The sequence below is a fragment of the [Mycobacterium] fortunisiensis genome (assembly GCF_019050325.1).
GTDB classification, from domain to species: domain Bacteria; phylum Actinomycetota; class Actinomycetes; order Mycobacteriales; family Mycobacteriaceae; genus Mycobacterium; species Mycobacterium fortunisiensis.
Map to the genome: position 1 here is coordinate 166248 of NZ_VOMB01000002.1, position 14905 is coordinate 181152.

Genomic DNA, 14905 nt, shown 5'->3' on the forward strand with positions numbered 1-14905 from the left:
CATTGCGAAACGAAGGGCCGGCCATGCCTGACCCCGCCACCGGCCGGGAGTCGCTGGATCAGCTCTACCAGCTCAACCGCGAGGTGGCCGATTCGCGCTCGGCACGGCTGTTGGCGACGAACAACCTGGCCACCTACCTCACCCTGATGGAGCGGCACCTGGACCGCGGCGCGAAACTGGCCGAGACCGAGCTGGTGGCCCGGCTGGAACGCGACCTGAGCGACCTGGGCTCCGAAACCGAGCAGTCCGGCCTGGCGCTGATCAAGTACTGGGCCGGCCAGGGCTGGCTGCACCGGATCACCGAGCAGTCCGGGGACACCGAACGCAATGTCTGCTACCTCACCTACGAGGCCCGGGCCGGGCTGGACTTCGCCCGCCGTATGCGCCGTGAGGACACTGTCGCCACCGGCGGGTCGATCACCGGTATCGCCGCCGGATTGCGCCGGGTCGCCGGGCAGGTCAGCAATGACCCGGATCGCATCCGCGCCGACATCGAGGCCGAAATCGCCAAGCTGCGTGACGAATTGGCGGCGCTGGAGCAGGGGCAACGGCCTGAACCCGATCTGGTCGACGTCGAGGACGAGGCGCGGGCCATCGCCCTGCAGATGGAGCAGATCGTCTCCGACATCGGGCAGTACGGCGCGATGCTCAACCGCATCACCACCCGGTTGCTCGATGCCTCCGCCGACACCGATCTGGGCTACCGGGAACGTCAGCGGCAACTGTTCGACGACTACGAGGCGCTGTTCGCCTCCCGCGAGAGCGCGTCCTACACCGCCTTCACCCGGATGATCCAGGATCCCGAGCAACGGGCGGCCTTGGTCGCCGACATCGAGATGGTGGCCGGTGAACTCCCGCACCTGGATCCGAGCCTGCGTGAGGTGATGACGGGCTTCTTCAGCCTGGTGTCGGCCCAGACCGCCGAGGTGGGCCGGACCCGGCAGCGGTGTGCCCGGCGGATCAAGCGTTTCGTCGCCTCGGGCACCCTGGAGCACAGCCGCGGTGTCACCCGCCAGCTCAACGATGCCCTGGCCAGTGCGCACGACCTGCTCAGCGTCTCCCTCGCCGACAGCCGCCTCGGTGTCGAGGTGCCGCTGGTCCGCACCGACTTCAATTCCATTGGCGCCGTGGCGTTCAAGATCCGCGACGCCGTCCAGCCGTCGCAGGCCGAGCCGTCCGAGGGGGAGGTGAATCTCTCGGCGTTCTCGGCGCTGGCGTCCCAGGTGGACGCCACCGAGTTGGCCGAGGTGGTCAACCGCGCGGTCGCCTCGGGCCCGGTGTCGCTGCCCGACGCGATCGGCATGCTGGATGCGGCCTATCTCGGACACGTGATCGTGTTGTGGTCCTGGGCGCTCAAACAGCAGGCCGCCGACGGTGCCGGAACCGTCCGGGTGCGGTTCCGGTCGTTGGAGGGCGCCGACCGCGAAATCGAGATTCCCCGACTGGTTTTCACCGAACCCATCCCTACTGTCAGCGAGAGCCTGCTATGACCGACACCCCGGACAGCTCGATTGATTTCGATGCCCTGCCCAGCATCGACGCCGTCGAGCGCTCCACCGACCAGCGGCGCGCCCCCCGATTCGACGGGGACGTCAGCGAGTTGCCGGACCGGGCCTGCTGGGCGCTGCAGCACCTGCTGTCGCGGCGCTACGTCAGCAAGGACAACCACTCCGAGCTGTGGTCGTGGGTGACCCGCTACCGCACCGAGCTGACCGTGCGGTTGTCCGAACTCGATATGCGGCTGTGCATTTCGGACGATCACGACATCGCCTACGTCGAGCAGGCCGACTACGAATCGTCGTGGCGGCGCCGGTTGCTGCGTCGCGAAACGCTGAACACCTATGACTCGATCCTGGCGCTGCACCTGGCCAAGCTGATGCGCGCGGCCTCCCGCGACGAGAATGTCCTGATCAGCCGCGACGAGATCCATGAGTTGTTCGCCGGCGTCAACAACGACACCGACCGTGACACCGCGTCGTTCGACAAGCGGATCGACAACGCGATCGAGCGGCTCACCGACATCGAGATGCTGGTCCGAAACCGGGAGGACGAAGACAGTTTCACGATCAGCCCGGTGGTCAACGCCATCATGACGGCCTCGATGATCACCGAGTTGCAGCAGCAGTTCGAGCAGCTCAAGCGGGCCGCCAACGGTACCGGTACCGAGGACACCGACGCCGGTGACACCGCATCCGAACGACTCTCCGACGAAGTGGACGCGCATGGCTGAACCGACCAACCAGTTCTATCTGTCGCGGCTGCAGGTCATCAACTGGGGTGTGTTCGACGGGTACCACTCGATCCCGTTCAGTCCACAGGGCACCCTGATCACCGGATCCTCGGGAAGCGGTAAATCATCACTGCTGGACGCGATTTCGCTGGCGTTCCTGCCGTCGCACCGGCGTAACTTCAACGCCTCCGGCGACACCACGGCAGCCGGGTCGGGCACCGGCAAGCGCACCGTCGACAAGTACGTCCGGGGTGCCTGGGGTGAGCGACGCGAGGGCACCAGCCGTCAGATCATGTATCTGCGCGGCACGGGTCCGGCCTGGTCGGCGGTGGCGGTCACCTATCGGGATCGGTCGGGGCGCGCGGTCACCGGGCTGGTGCTCAAATGGCTGGCGGCCGAGAAGACATCCGATCCGGGCAGCCGCTACTACCTGATCGACGCCGACCGCGACATCTTCGGCCCGTGCAACCGGTGGGCGGCCAACGGCTATGACGCTGCCGTGTTCCGTGACGACGGTTGGACCGGCGGCCGCAGTGAGAGCCAGTACCTGGCCCAGCTCTACGCCGGCATCGGCATTCGGGCGTCGGAAGCCGCCCAGCAGCTGCTGGGCAAGGCGAAGTCGCTGAAAAGCGTTGGTGGCCTTGAGCAGTTCGTCCGTGAGTTCATGCTCGACGAGCCGGCCAGCCTCAGCGGGGTGGAAGAGGCGCTCGAGCAGATCAACCCACTGGTCGAGGCCCGCGGCCTGCTCGACGTGGCCCGTCGCAAGCGCAACACCCTCGGCAACATTGCCGCGGTACAGGCGCGCTACGCCGACGAGGCGGCGAAGTTCGGCGTGATCGACACCATCGACAACGCGATGATCCGGGATTACGTGGACCATCTCAGGCTGGCCCAGGCCGGCCCCGAGATCGAGAACCTCGACGATCAGATCACCCAACTCGGCGCTCAGCGCGACGAATTCGGTACCCAGCAGCGCCAGCTGAAGAACGAGCACAACTCGTTGATGGCGCAGATCAACACCATGACCGTGGATCTGGTGCCCCTGCAGCAACGCCTCACCGAGGCCGAGCGGATCAGCGACGAGGTGTCGCGGCGGCGCAGTGCCTACGAGGAGAAGGTCACGGCCCTGGGTTTGACCCCACCGGACAACGGTGAGGAATTCTGGTCGCTGCGTGAGACATTGATGGACGAGGCCGACCGGTTGCATCGAGAGCTGTTCACCGGCAATCAGCCCTACGTCGAGGCCTCGGCCAAGGAAGTGCGGGCGCGCGAGGCGCGCGAGACGGTGGAAGCCGAGCTGGAGCGGGTGCAACGGCTGGGTTCCCCGCTCCCGAGAACCGAGTACGAGATGCGGGCCCGCATCGCCCGGGAGCTCGACATCTCCGAGCGTGACCTGGTCTACGTCGCCGAGCTGATGGAGCTCAAACCCGACGAGACACGCTGGCGGTTGGCCGTCGAGAAAGTGTTGCGCGGGGCCGGTTTACGTCTCCTGGTGCCCGATGCCCACATGGAGCGGGCCCTGCGCTTCGTCAACGAGAACGACATGCGCGGGCGGATCCAGTTGCAGCACGTCCAACACGGCGCGCAGTTGCGCACGCCGCCGCCGGGGACGCTCGCCACCAAACTTCAGCTCGCCGACCCGATCCACGACAGCGCCGTAGAGGCGCTCAACGTCATCGCCGGTATCGGTGACCACGTGTGTGTGGACGGCCCGGAGGAGTTCACCGCGCAATCCCGCGCCGTGACCGATCAGGGCCTGCGTAAGGACAGTGGCCGGCTGTCGATCAAGGACGACCGGTCCCGGCTACGTCCCTCGGACTACATCTTCCTCGGCGGCACCGCGGCCAAGATCGAAGCGCTGCAAGATGATCTGACGGCCGCCCAGGAGGTCTACCAGGTGGCGCGCAGTGCCCGTGAGCGGCTCGACGAGCACCGCGGCCAGTTGCAGTCACGGGAGCGGGCCTGCCGGGCACTGTGCGAGCAGTACCTGCAGTGGAGCGACATCGACACCGATTCCGTCGACGAGCTGCTCGACCGGCTGCAGGACGAACACAACCTGTTGGTGTCCGACAATCCCGACGCCGAGCGGCTCCAACAGCGCGCCGAGGAATGCTGGGAGCGGGTCGAGAAGGTGATCCAGCAGATCGGCTCGCTCAACGAACGCGAGTCCACGTTGGACCGCAGGCGCACCGCGTTGCTGGAGCTGAGCGAGGTCTTGACCGAACGGCTCGGGGACCGCGAGTTCCCGCGGCATGCCCGCGACACCATCGACGGCTATGCCGCCGAGGTGGCGTTGCCCCTGGAGCTGCTCGAATCCGAGCCCTACCGTGCCGAACTCAGTCGGGTCATCAGCCGCGAGCGGGACCGGCTGCGGGCGGACCGCAACCGATCGCACGATGAACTGGCCGGCATCATGGCCGCGTACGACGCGTCGTTCCCCGACGCCATCCCCAACGACAGCGACGTGTTCGACGAGCGGGTGCACGATTACGTGGCGCTGTGCCGGCGGATCGACGAGCGAGAGCTGCCCGATGCGTACGACCGGATGCAGCGGCTGATCACCGAGCAGGCGCCGGGGGCGATCCTGAACCTGCACATGATCGCCGACAACGAGGCGCGGCGGATCACCGAGCAGATCGCCCGGGTCAACACCGGTTTGGGCGCGGTGGAGTTCAACCGCGGCACCCGGCTGACCCTGCACGCCGGCACCCGGCATCTGGCCGCCGTCGACGAGCTCAACGAGAAGGCCCAGCGTATCTCGGCGCGGGTGTCACTGGTCAGCTTCGGCGACGAGACCGCGATGTTCGAGCAGTACACCGACATCCTGCAGTTGCGAAAGTTGTTGGCCGGCAACACTCCCGAGGACCGGCAGTGGACTCGTGACGCGCTCGATGTGCGTAACCGGTTCGTGCTGTACTGCGAGGAGCGCGACGCCGAGACCGGTGAGGTGATCCGGACCTACAGCAACTCCGGGGACAACTCCGGTGGTGAGCAGGAGAAGCTGATGGCGTTTTGTTTGGCCGGGGCGCTGAGCTTCAACCTGGCCAGCCCGGACAGTGACGACACCCGGCCGCTGTTCGCCCAGCTCATGCTCGACGAGGCCTTCTCGAAATCGGATCCGCAGTTCGCCCAGCAGGCGCTCTCGGCGTTCCGCAAGTTCGGCTTCCAGTTGGTGATCGTGTCGACCGTGCAGAACAGCACCACGATCCAGCCCTACATCGACAACGTCGTGATGGTGTCCAAGTCCGACGCGTCGGCGCCCAATGCCCGGCCCGTCGCCTCGGTCACGTCGGCGTCGATCTCCGAATTCGCCGATCTGCGACGCACTCCCGGGGATGCCGTGCCCAGCGCGTGACGGTGCCCTGGCCTCGCCGGGTAAATCCAGGCTCAGACCGGGCTGATCGTCGCGCTCAGGTGCGGGTAGCCCTTCTTCAGGTTGCGCAGCGTCAGCTCCCAGCCGTCGGCGTCGCGCTCGACATAGAGCCCGGCTTTGGCCGGCAGCACCACCGGCTTGGCGAACCGCACCGAGTAGTTGACCGCGTCGGGCAGCTGCCCCTCGATGTTGGCCAGTACCGCTGCCGCGCTGAACATCCCGTGGGCGATCACGGTCGGGAAGCCGAACAGCTTGGCGGCCAACCCGTTGGTGTGGATCGGGTTGTGGTCCCCGCCGATTGCCGCGTACTGCCGGATCTGGCCCGGGGTGATGCTCAGGACCGCGTTGGGCGGCGGCAACTTCGGCTGTTTCTGCGGCTCGGGCTTCGGCTCACCGGACAGGCTGGTGCGCTGTTGATGCAGGAACGTCGTCACCTGATGCCAGACCACATCGTTGCCGACCTTCAGGTCGGTGACGATGTCGACCAACAACCCCTTGCGGTGCTCACGCAGGTTCTCCGCGTGCACGGCCGCGCTGACGGTGTCGGTCACCTTGATCGGCCGGTACTGCGTGATGTGGTTCTCGATGTGCACCGAACCCATTGCCGCGAACGGGAAATCGAATCCGGTGACCAGCGACATGACTGTCGGGAAGGTCAGCGCGAACGGGTAGGTCAACGGCAGGGTGTCACCGAACCGCAGCCCGGTCACCTGTGCGTAGGCGGCGACGTTGGCCGGGTCGATGGGCAGCTGCTCGACCGTGACGGTGCGGTCCGGCAGGGTCTCGTCGCGCGGAATGAACGGCAGGGCGCCGACGACAGCGCGGAGCATGTTGTTCACCGCTCAGGCCCCCAGCATGGCCTGGCCGCAGACCCGGATGGTGTTGCCGGTGACCGCATTCGACGCCGGGCTGGCGAAGTAGGCGATCAGCTCGGCCACATCCACTGGTTGTCCGCCCTGGAACAGTGAGTTCAGCCGGCGGCCGACTTCGCGGGTGGCCAGCGGGATCGCCTCGGTCATCTTGGTCTCGATGAACCCGGGGGCGACCGCGTTGATGGTGATGTTCTTCTCGGCCAGCACCGGGGCCAGCGCCTCGGTGAGCCCGATCATCCCGGCCTTGGTGGCGGCGTAGTTGGTCTGCCCGCGGTTACCGGCGATGCCGGCCATCGAGGACAGCCCGATCACCCGGCCGCCGTCACCCAGCACTCCGGCTTCCACCAGGCCTTCGGTGAGGCGTTGCGGGGCAAGCAGGTTCACCGCGATCACGGCGTCCCAGCGGGCCTCGTCCATGTTGGCCAGCAGCTTGTCGCGGGTGATGCCGGCATTGTTCACCAGCACGTCGACCTTGCCGTCGTGCTGGGCGGTGACGTGGGCGACGATCTGCTCGACGGCATCGTCGGCAGTGACGTCCAGGGTCAGTGCGCTGCCGCCCACCTTCTCGGCGACCTTGCCCAGGTCCTCGGCGGCCTGGGGAACGTCGACGGCCACCACGGTCGCGCCGTCGCGGGCGAACACCTCGGCGATCGTCGCGCCGATCCCGCGGGCCGCACCGGTCACCACGGCCACCTTGCCGGCCAACGGCTTGTCCCAATCGGCGGGCGCGGTCGAATCGGCGGCACCCACCCGGAACACCTGACCGTCGACGTAGGCCGACTTGGCCGACAGGATGAACCGCATGGTGGATTCCAGGCCCGTCGCACCCGGGTCGGCGTCCGCGGCCAGGTACACCAGGGCCACCGTCGCGCCCCGGCGCAGCTCCTTGCCCAGCGAGCGGGTGAAGCCCTCCAGCGCGCGTTGGGCGACCTGGGCGTGGACGCTGCCGGCCTGCTCCGGGGTGGTCCCGACGACCACCACGCGTGCGCACGAGCCGAGATTGCGCAACACCGGGGTGAAGAACTTGTAGAGCTCCTTGAGTCCGGTCGCGTCGGTGATGCCGGTGGCGTCGAGCACCACTCCACCGAAGGAATCGGCCCAACGGCCGCCGATGTTGTTGGACACCACGTCGTAGTCGCCGGCCAGGGCGGTGCGCAGGGGCTCGGCGACGCGGCCCTCCCCGCCGATCAGCAGAGACCCGGCCAAGGGCGGGTCGCCGGCCCGGTAGCGGCGCAGCGTCTCGGGCTGCGGTACGCCCAGCTGTTTGGCCAGGAACGATCCCGGCCCGGAATTGACCACTTGGGAAAACAGGTCGGAAGCCACTTCAGCTGCCTTTCGCTTCGCAGTGCTGCGTTGTCCATACCGAACTTACTCCAGAGTAAGAACAGTGGGTAATATGGCCCCGGACAACCCGACAGTGGAGGGCAAACAGATGGCCAACAACACGACCCGGCGACGCGTTGCCGTATTGGGTGGCAACAGGATTCCGTTCGCGCGGTCCGACGGCGCCTATGCCAACGCCTCCAACCAGGACATGTTCACCGCAGCCCTGGACGGTCTGATCGAGCGGTTCGATCTGGCCGGTGAACGGCTCGGCGCGGTGATCGGCGGGGCGGTGCTCAAGCACAGTCGCGACTTCAACCTCATGCGCGAATGCGTGCTGGGCAGCTCGTTGTCGCCGTACACGCCGGCATTCGACCTCCAGCAGGCCTGCGGCACCGGTCTGCAGGCCGCGATCACCGCGGCCAACGCCATTGCGCTGGGCCAGTACGAGTCCGCCGCCACCGGTGGCGTGGACACCGCATCGGACGCCCCGATCGCCTTCGGCAACGACCTGCGCCAGGTGCTGCTGGGCCTGCGCCGGTCCAAGTCCAACCTGGACCGGCTCAAGCTGGTGGGCAAGCTGCCGGCCGCCCTCGGGGTGGAGATCCCGGTCAACAGTGAACCCCGCACCGGCATGTCGATGGGCGAGCACGCCGCGGTGACCGCCAAGAAGATGGGCATCAAGCGCGTCGACCAGGACGAACTGGCCGCGGCGAGCCACCGCAACATGGCTGCGGCCTACGACCGCGGCTTCTTCGACGATCTCGTCACCCCGTTCCTCGGGCTGTACCGCGACAACAACCTGCGCGCGGACTCCACCCCGGAGAAGCTGGCCAAGCTCAAGCCGGTGTTCGGCGTCAAGGCCGGCGACGCGACCATGACCGCGGGCAACTCGACGCCGTTGACCGATGGGGCCTCGGTGGCGCTGCTGGCCAGCGAGGATTGGGCCGCCGCGCATGGTCACGAGCCGCTGGCCTACTTCGTCGACGGCGAGACCGCGGCGGTCGATTACGTCAACGGGCCCGACGGTCTGCTGATGGCACCGACCTACGCGGTGCCCCGGCTACTGGCCCGCAACGGGCTGACCCTGCAGGACTTCGACTTCTACGAGATCCACGAGGCGTTCGCCTCGGTGGTGCTGGCCACCCTGGCCGCCTGGGAGTCCGACGAGTACTGCACGCAACGCCTCGGTCTGGACAAAGCGCTCGGCAGCATCGACCGCACGAAGCTCAACGTCAACGGTTCCTCGTTGGCAGCGGGACACCCGTTCGCGGCCACCGGTGGCCGGATCGTGGCGCAGCTGGCCAAGCAGCTGGCTGAGAAACGGAAGGAAACGGGTAAGCCGGTGCGCGGCCTGATCTCCGTGTGTGCGGCCGGGGGGCAGGGCGTCACCGCGATTTTGGAGGCGTAGCTTGCGGAGCCGACCATGGGGGTGTGGAGGCGTAGCTTGCGGAGCCGACCACGGGGAGTGGAGGCGTAGCGAGGGCTGACCAGGCCCGACCGCCGCGGCGGAAACATCCGAAAAGTTTGTTCTCTGGATGTGTAACGGCGACGGGACAAGGGTCGATACACGGGTAGCTCCGTGTTGCCGTCTGACCCCCCGACCCGACGGCAACACGGAGCGACCTAGCTATCGGGCTCCGGCGAAATTCGACCGTATTTTCCTCTGGTTTGAGGGGTACCCGAGGCGTACGATCGACGCTACGACGGGTTCGGGAGTGACTGATCCAAAGAGTCGGTACAGGGGTGAAAGACCGACTGCGTGAGTCGAAAAGTAACGCCCCCAGGTGTCCTCCCGAACCCGCCCTTTTTTGCCTTCTGACGCCATAGCGTGGGGGCATGCAGATCAGCATCCTTGCCTCACTCAGCGAAGCCGGCGGTCGGTCCCCGGTGGACGCCACCGTAGAAAATCTCGCGCAGCTGCGTGACGAGGGATTCCGCCGTGTCTGGATGACCCAGATGCCGTATGAACCCGACCTGCTGACCGTGCTGGCGGTGGCCTTCCGTGAGGTGGACGGCATCGAGGTCGGCACCGGGGTGATCCCGATCCAGAACCAGCACCCGATGCTGTTGGCGCAGCGCGCGCTGACCCTGAGCCTGATCAGTGGGGGCCGCTTCCTGCTGGGGCTCGGCATGACCCATGCTGCGGTGACCGAGGGCATGTGGGGCATCCCGTGGGACAAGCCGGTGCGTCGGCTCCGCGAATATCTCGACGGGCTGCAACCGCTGCTGGCCGGTGAGCCGGCCGATGCGCCCGGTGAGACCGTCACGACCCGGGGCGCCTTGCAGATTCCGGGGGCCTCGGCGCCGGACGTGTACATCGCCGCCCTGGGGCCACAGCTGCTCAAACTCGCGGGCCGTCGTACGGCGGGCACCGTCACCTGGATGACCGGCCCCAAGACGCTGGCCGAGCACGTCGCACCGACGTTGCGCGAGGCGGCCGGGGAGCGTTCGGTCCGGGTGGTGGCAGCGCTACCGGTCAGCGTCACCGACGACGTCGACGGGGCCCGCGCCCAGGCTGCCCAACAGTTCGCCATGTACGGGCAGCTGCCGTCCTACCGGGCCATGCTCGACCGGGAGGGATACGCCGGTCCCGAGGACGCCGCCATCATCGGCGACGAAAGTGCGGTGGCGGAACGTATCCGGTCGTTGAGCGCCGACGGCGTCGACGAGTATGTCGGGGTGGCGTTCGACGCGTCGCCGGAGACCAGGGCCCGTACCCGGGCGCTGCTGCGTTCGCTGGAAAGCTGACCGCGAGCAGGGATCAGTGCAGATGGTGGGCCAGGGCGCCCTGTTCGCCGAACAGGACCTCGGTCCAATGCTCGAGTAGAGCGGCGTTGTCGGTGTCATCGGGATGGAATCCGCGTTTGGTGTAGGCGCGCAGCCGGGCCAGGACTGCGCGGTTCACGAACGGTGAGTGGCGCAGCTGGGCCAGGCTGCGGAACAGGCGTACGGGATTGCGGGCGGCGCGGTCTGTCAGTATCGAAATAGTCGAGAACAGAGCGACATTCATGGTGAAGGTGAGCCTGATGATCCTCATGGTCCAGATTCGCCGGCGCTCGGTCCCGCCGACCGCCCGGTACACGTCAAATGCGACCGCCCGGTGTTCTGATTCCTCGACCGCGTGCCACAGCAGCATCGACCGCACCTCGGTCGATCCCAGTAGTTGTTGGGCCCGCTCATCGGTGAGCAGGGTTTCGGCGAGCACCGCGGTGAAATGTTCGAGGGCCGCCGTGATCGCGAGGCAGGTCAGTGGTGACAGGCGGCGCTCGAAGGCCGTCACGTCCAGGTGTGTGCCTCGGTCGATCCGGCGGGTGGGGTAGCCCATCTGCTGCAGTCGCTCGTTCAGCGCACGGTGTTCGCGACCGTGGGTGACCTCCTGCCCGATGAAGCCCTGGACCTGTGACTTCAATTCGGGGTCGGTGATCTGATCGGCGAAGCGGCGCACCGAACGGACGAAGAAATCTTCACCCTCCGGAAATGTCGCAGAAAGATGGGCGACGATATGGCTCATCACCAAATCGCCGTCGACGAAGTGACGATCGAGCGATCCGGTGGGGTAGGAGAACCGGATGCGCCGGGCGCGAACGGTTGGTTTGACTGCGGCAGCGGAGTTTTCGGTGACGTTCATGTTGGCTCCTGTGGTGGTCGGTGGTCGTGCGGCTCGGCGGTGAGCCGCGGGCGGATGATCGACTTGAACGCGGCGAGGACATCGTCGGCGGGATAGGGGTCGTACCCTTCGATGGCCGTTCCGACTGCCAAGCCGTTCATGAGCGCGAAAATCATGTGGACTGCGGTGCGTGGGTCCAGAGCCGCAGCACCGTCGCTGGACGGGAACAGCTCGGCGTAGACGCCCTCGCAGGCGGCGGCGAACTGTGTGTCGATATCGATGACGGCGCGTGCCAGGTCGGGATCGGTGCGCGCGGCCACCCACAGCTCGTGCCAGGCGGTGAACGTCGACTCCGAGAACATCGACCAGAGCAGGTCGATAGCGGCATCGAGTTTGTCGGCTGACGGATCGAGGCCGGACATCAGCAGTCCGAACTCCTCGATGCGGCGGTCGAACGAGTGCGTCACGGCGGCGGTGAGCAGTTCGGTCTTGGTTCGGAAATGGCTCTGCAATGCACCGATCGACACACCCGCGCGGTGAGCGACCCCGGCCGTGGTGGTGGCTTTGAACCCGACCTGGACCAGCGACTCGAATGTGGCGTCGAGTAGGGCGCGGCGGGTCTGAGCTGTGCGCTCGGCCTGAGTTCGGCGAGCGGGTGTGGCCGGTGACATACCGCAAGCCTGCTCCGGAAGAAATAATATGTCAATATTATTTCTTAAATCCCCGGTCGGTCCTTACCCGCGCAGCCCGTTGAGCGCCCACACCGTCAGGTAGGCCAAGCCGAAAAACGCCGCGACCGCGACGGCCACTCCCGTCGACTGCACATACGACAGCGGTGCCCGGACCCAGTCGAACGTCGCTGCCACGACCGCGTCGGGCCGGGTCACCAGGTCCCAGGAGTTCCAGCGTTGGAACCGGCCGATCACCACCCCGACCGCGCACAGCCCGACCGACAGGACCGCCACCAACCAGCCCCAGAATGCGCCGAACTCGTCGTCCAGGCGCTTGTGCACCAACAGCAGCGACACCACGCCGAGCAGGATTCCGGTCCACGCGGCGAAGCCGTACTGCAGCACGTGGCGCCACAGTTCGTAGCCCTCGCCGAGGTGGACCAGATCGGTCACCAGATAGGGGGCATTCGGCAGGAACGCCAGCCAGACCAACCCCAGCGGCAGCAGCCAGAGCCGACGCTCCACGAGGTCGAAGGCGATCGCGAAGACCATCGGGATCCAGGCCAGCACCAGGTTCCACACCAGGAACTTGGTGGGGTAGGTCATCGGCGCGGCCGGGTCGGTGATGCCGAGGGCGAGGGTCAGTGCCGTCGTCGCCATCAGCGAGACGACCAGCAGGATGCCGCGGGCTTCGGTCATCGGTCCAGTGTGCCCGGTCGCGGCACAGGGACCGGACGGGCAGACGCGAAAACCCCCAATTCCACCGGGAAAAGGGGGCTTTCGCGTGTGCTCGTGAGGTTTAGAACGCAGCCTCGTCGAGTTCCATCACCTCGTTGTCGATGGTCTCGATGACCTGACGGGTGCTGGTCAGCAGCGGCAGCATGTTCTTGGCGAAGAACGATGCGGCCGCGATCTTGCCCTCGAGGTAGGTGCGGTCCTCGCCGGACGCGCCGGCGTCGAGCTTCTCGATCGCCACCGCGGCCTGGCGAGCCAGCAGCCAGCCGAGCAGCAGGTCGCCGACCGACATCAGGAAGCGCACCGAACCCAGGCCCACCTTGTAGATGCTGGCCTGGTCCTCCTGCGCGGCCATCAAGTATCCGGTCAGCGAGGCGGCCATGCCCTGCACATCCTGCAGTGCGGTGGACAGCAGCTCGCGCTCGGTCTTCAAGCGGCCGTTGCCGGTCTCGTTCTTGATGAACTGCTCGATCTCGCCGGCCACGAACGCCAGCGCCTGGCCCTTGTCGCGGACGATCTTGCGGAAGAAGAAGTCCTGCGCCTGGATGGCGGTGGTGCCCTCGTAGAGCGAGTCGATCTTCGAGTCGCGGACGTACTGCTCGAGCGGGTAGTCCTGCAGGAAGCCGGAGCCACCGAAGGTCTGCAGCGACTCCTGGCCCAGCAGGACGAAAGCCCGTTCGGACCCGCAGCCCTTGACGATCGGCAGCAGCAGGTCGTTGACCTTGTGCGCCAACTCGGGCTCGATGCCGTGGACAGCCTTGGCGACGTCCTCGTCCTGGAAGGTCGCGGTGTACAGGTAGACGGCGCGCATGCCCTCGGCGTAGGCCTTCTGGGTCATCAGGCTGCGACGCACGTCGGGGTGGTGGGTGATGGTGACGCGCGGGGCGGCCTTGTCCATCATCTGCGTCAGGTCAGCGCCCTGCACCCGCTCCTTGGCGTACTCGAGAGCGTTGAGGTAGCCGGTCGACAGGGTGGCGATGGCCTTGGTGCCCACCATCATTCGGGCCTGCTCGATCACGTCGAACATCTGCGCGATGCCGTTGTGCACCTCGCCGACGAGCCAGCCCACCGCAGGGGTGCCGTGCTGGCCGAAGGTCAGCTCACAGGTGGTCGAGACCTTCAGGCCCATCTTGTGTTCGACGTTGGTGACGAAGACGCCGTTGCGCTCGCCCAGCTCGCCGGTCTCGTGGTCGAAGTGGAACTTCGGTACGAAGAACAGCGACAGCCCCTTGGTGCCCGGGCCGGCGCCCTCGGGGCGGGCCAGCACCAGGTGCATGATGTTCTCGAACATGTCGTCGGAGTCGGCGGAGGTGATGAAGCGCTTCACGCCGTCGATGTGCCAGGTGCCGTCGTCCTGCTTGACGGCCTTGGTGCGGCCGGCGCCGACGTCGGAGCCCGCGTCGGGCTCGGTCAGCACCATGGTGGCGCCCCAGCCGCGCTCAGCACCCAGGACGGCCCACTTCTTCTGCTCTTCGGTGGCGTTGTTGTAGAAGATCTCGCACATGCCCGCGCCCATCGCGTACATGTAGGCCGCCGGGTTGGCGCCGAGGACGTGCTCGATCACGGCCCACTGCAGGGCGCGCGGCACCGGCATACCGCCGAGTTCCTCGGACAGGCCGACCTTGTCCCAGCCACCCTCGAGGAGAGCGCGCATCGACTTCTTGAAGGACTCGGGCAGCGTGACGGAGTGAGTCTTGGGATCGAAGACCGGGGGATTGCGGTCGCCGTCGGCGAACGACTCGGCGATGGGCCCCTCGGCCAGACGGGCGATCTCCGCGAGCATCTCACGCGCCGAGTCCTGGTCGAGATCGGCGAACTTGCCGGTGCCGAACACCTTGTCGATGCCGAAGACGTCGAACAGGTTAAATTCCTGGTCACGAACGTTGCTCTTGTAGTGGCTCACTTTTCCTCCTTGTGAGAATGCCACCTGAGGTTGGGTACTCGGGATAAGTTACCCACCAGTAACTGCGGCTAACTATACCGCTCGGTAACTTCAACGCAAAGGAAGTCCGAGCAATTTCTGGGACCTAACCAACCCAGTGGTTGATCGAGCTTTGTACCTTGGTGCAGAAAACTTCTTGACCAGCAGAT

General features: G+C 66.6%; 11 protein-coding genes. 5 read left to right on the plus strand and 6 right to left on the minus strand.

From position 1 onward, the window contains the following. The first annotated feature begins 23 nt into the window (after positions 1-23). From FR943_RS01275 to FR943_RS01285, 3 genes are read left to right on the plus strand one after another with little or no spacing between them, the layout of a single operon-like run. On the plus strand, positions 24-1490 hold the full coding sequence (locus FR943_RS01275; protein ID WP_217154476.1) for a DUF3375 domain-containing protein: 1467 nt from the start codon (positions 24-26) through the stop codon (positions 1488-1490). Further along, positions 1487-2230: a DUF4194 domain-containing protein gene (locus FR943_RS01280; RefSeq protein WP_217154477.1), complete on the plus strand. Its 744-nt coding sequence runs from the start codon at positions 1487-1489 to the stop codon at positions 2228-2230. Before FR943_RS01275 ends, FR943_RS01280 begins: the two co-directional genes overlap by 4 nt. Next, positions 2223-5585: an ATP-binding protein gene (locus FR943_RS01285; RefSeq protein ID WP_217154478.1), complete on the plus strand. Its 3363-nt coding sequence runs from the start codon at positions 2223-2225 to the stop codon at positions 5583-5585. The genes FR943_RS01280 and FR943_RS01285 overlap by 8 nt, the downstream gene beginning before the upstream one ends. Positions 5586-5617: 32 nt before the next feature. Here the strand turns inward: FR943_RS01285 and FR943_RS01290 are convergent, their stop codons facing one another. Then, positions 5618-6433 carry a MaoC/PaaZ C-terminal domain-containing protein gene (locus FR943_RS01290; RefSeq protein WP_217154479.1) on the minus strand — a complete coding sequence of 272 codons (816 nt, stop codon included), beginning with the start codon at positions 6431-6433 and terminating at the stop codon, positions 5618-5620. Positions 6434-6445: 12 nt separating this feature from the next. After that, positions 6446-7798, minus strand: a complete 1353-nt coding sequence (locus tag FR943_RS01295) for a 3-oxoacyl-ACP reductase (RefSeq protein WP_217154480.1) — start codon at positions 7796-7798, stop codon at positions 6446-6448. Positions 7799-7871: 73 nt separating this feature from the next. Between FR943_RS01295 and FR943_RS01300 the strand changes: the two genes are divergently transcribed. Together FR943_RS01300 and FR943_RS01305 are read left to right on the plus strand one after the other, a co-directional pair. Then, positions 7872-9209 carry an acetyl-CoA C-acetyltransferase gene (locus FR943_RS01300; protein ID WP_372448063.1) on the plus strand — a complete coding sequence of 446 codons (1338 nt, stop codon included), beginning with the start codon at positions 7872-7874 and terminating at the stop codon, positions 9207-9209. A 428-nt stretch (positions 9210-9637) separates the two neighbouring features. After that, positions 9638-10549 (plus strand): TIGR03564 family F420-dependent LLM class oxidoreductase, encoded by a 912-nt coding sequence (locus tag FR943_RS01305; protein ID WP_217154481.1) that lies wholly within the window; start codon positions 9638-9640, stop codon positions 10547-10549. A gap of 13 nt (positions 10550-10562) precedes the next feature. Here the strand turns inward: FR943_RS01305 and FR943_RS01310 are convergent, their stop codons facing one another. The 4 genes from FR943_RS01310 to FR943_RS01325 all read right to left on the minus strand — a co-directional run bounded on the left by FR943_RS01310 (position 10563) and on the right by FR943_RS01325 (position 14717). After that, positions 10563-11429 carry a metal-dependent hydrolase gene (locus FR943_RS01310; protein ID WP_217154482.1) on the minus strand — a complete coding sequence of 289 codons (867 nt, stop codon included), beginning with the start codon at positions 11427-11429 and terminating at the stop codon, positions 10563-10565. Further along, complete coding sequence (locus tag FR943_RS01315) at positions 11426-12079, minus strand: TetR/AcrR family transcriptional regulator (RefSeq protein WP_217154483.1); 654 nt, start codon at positions 12077-12079, stop codon at positions 11426-11428. Before FR943_RS01315 ends, FR943_RS01310 begins: the two co-directional genes overlap by 4 nt. A 63-nt stretch (positions 12080-12142) precedes the next feature. Further along, a complete protein-coding gene (locus FR943_RS01320; protein WP_217154484.1) occupies positions 12143-12778 on the minus strand; it encodes a DUF1361 domain-containing protein in 636 nt (211 codons plus the stop codon). Between the two features lie 100 nt (positions 12779-12878). Then, entirely contained in the window at positions 12879-14717 is a 1839-nt protein-coding gene (locus FR943_RS01325; RefSeq protein WP_217154485.1) for an acyl-CoA dehydrogenase, read from the minus strand. Between the last annotated feature and the right edge of the window lie 188 nt (positions 14718-14905).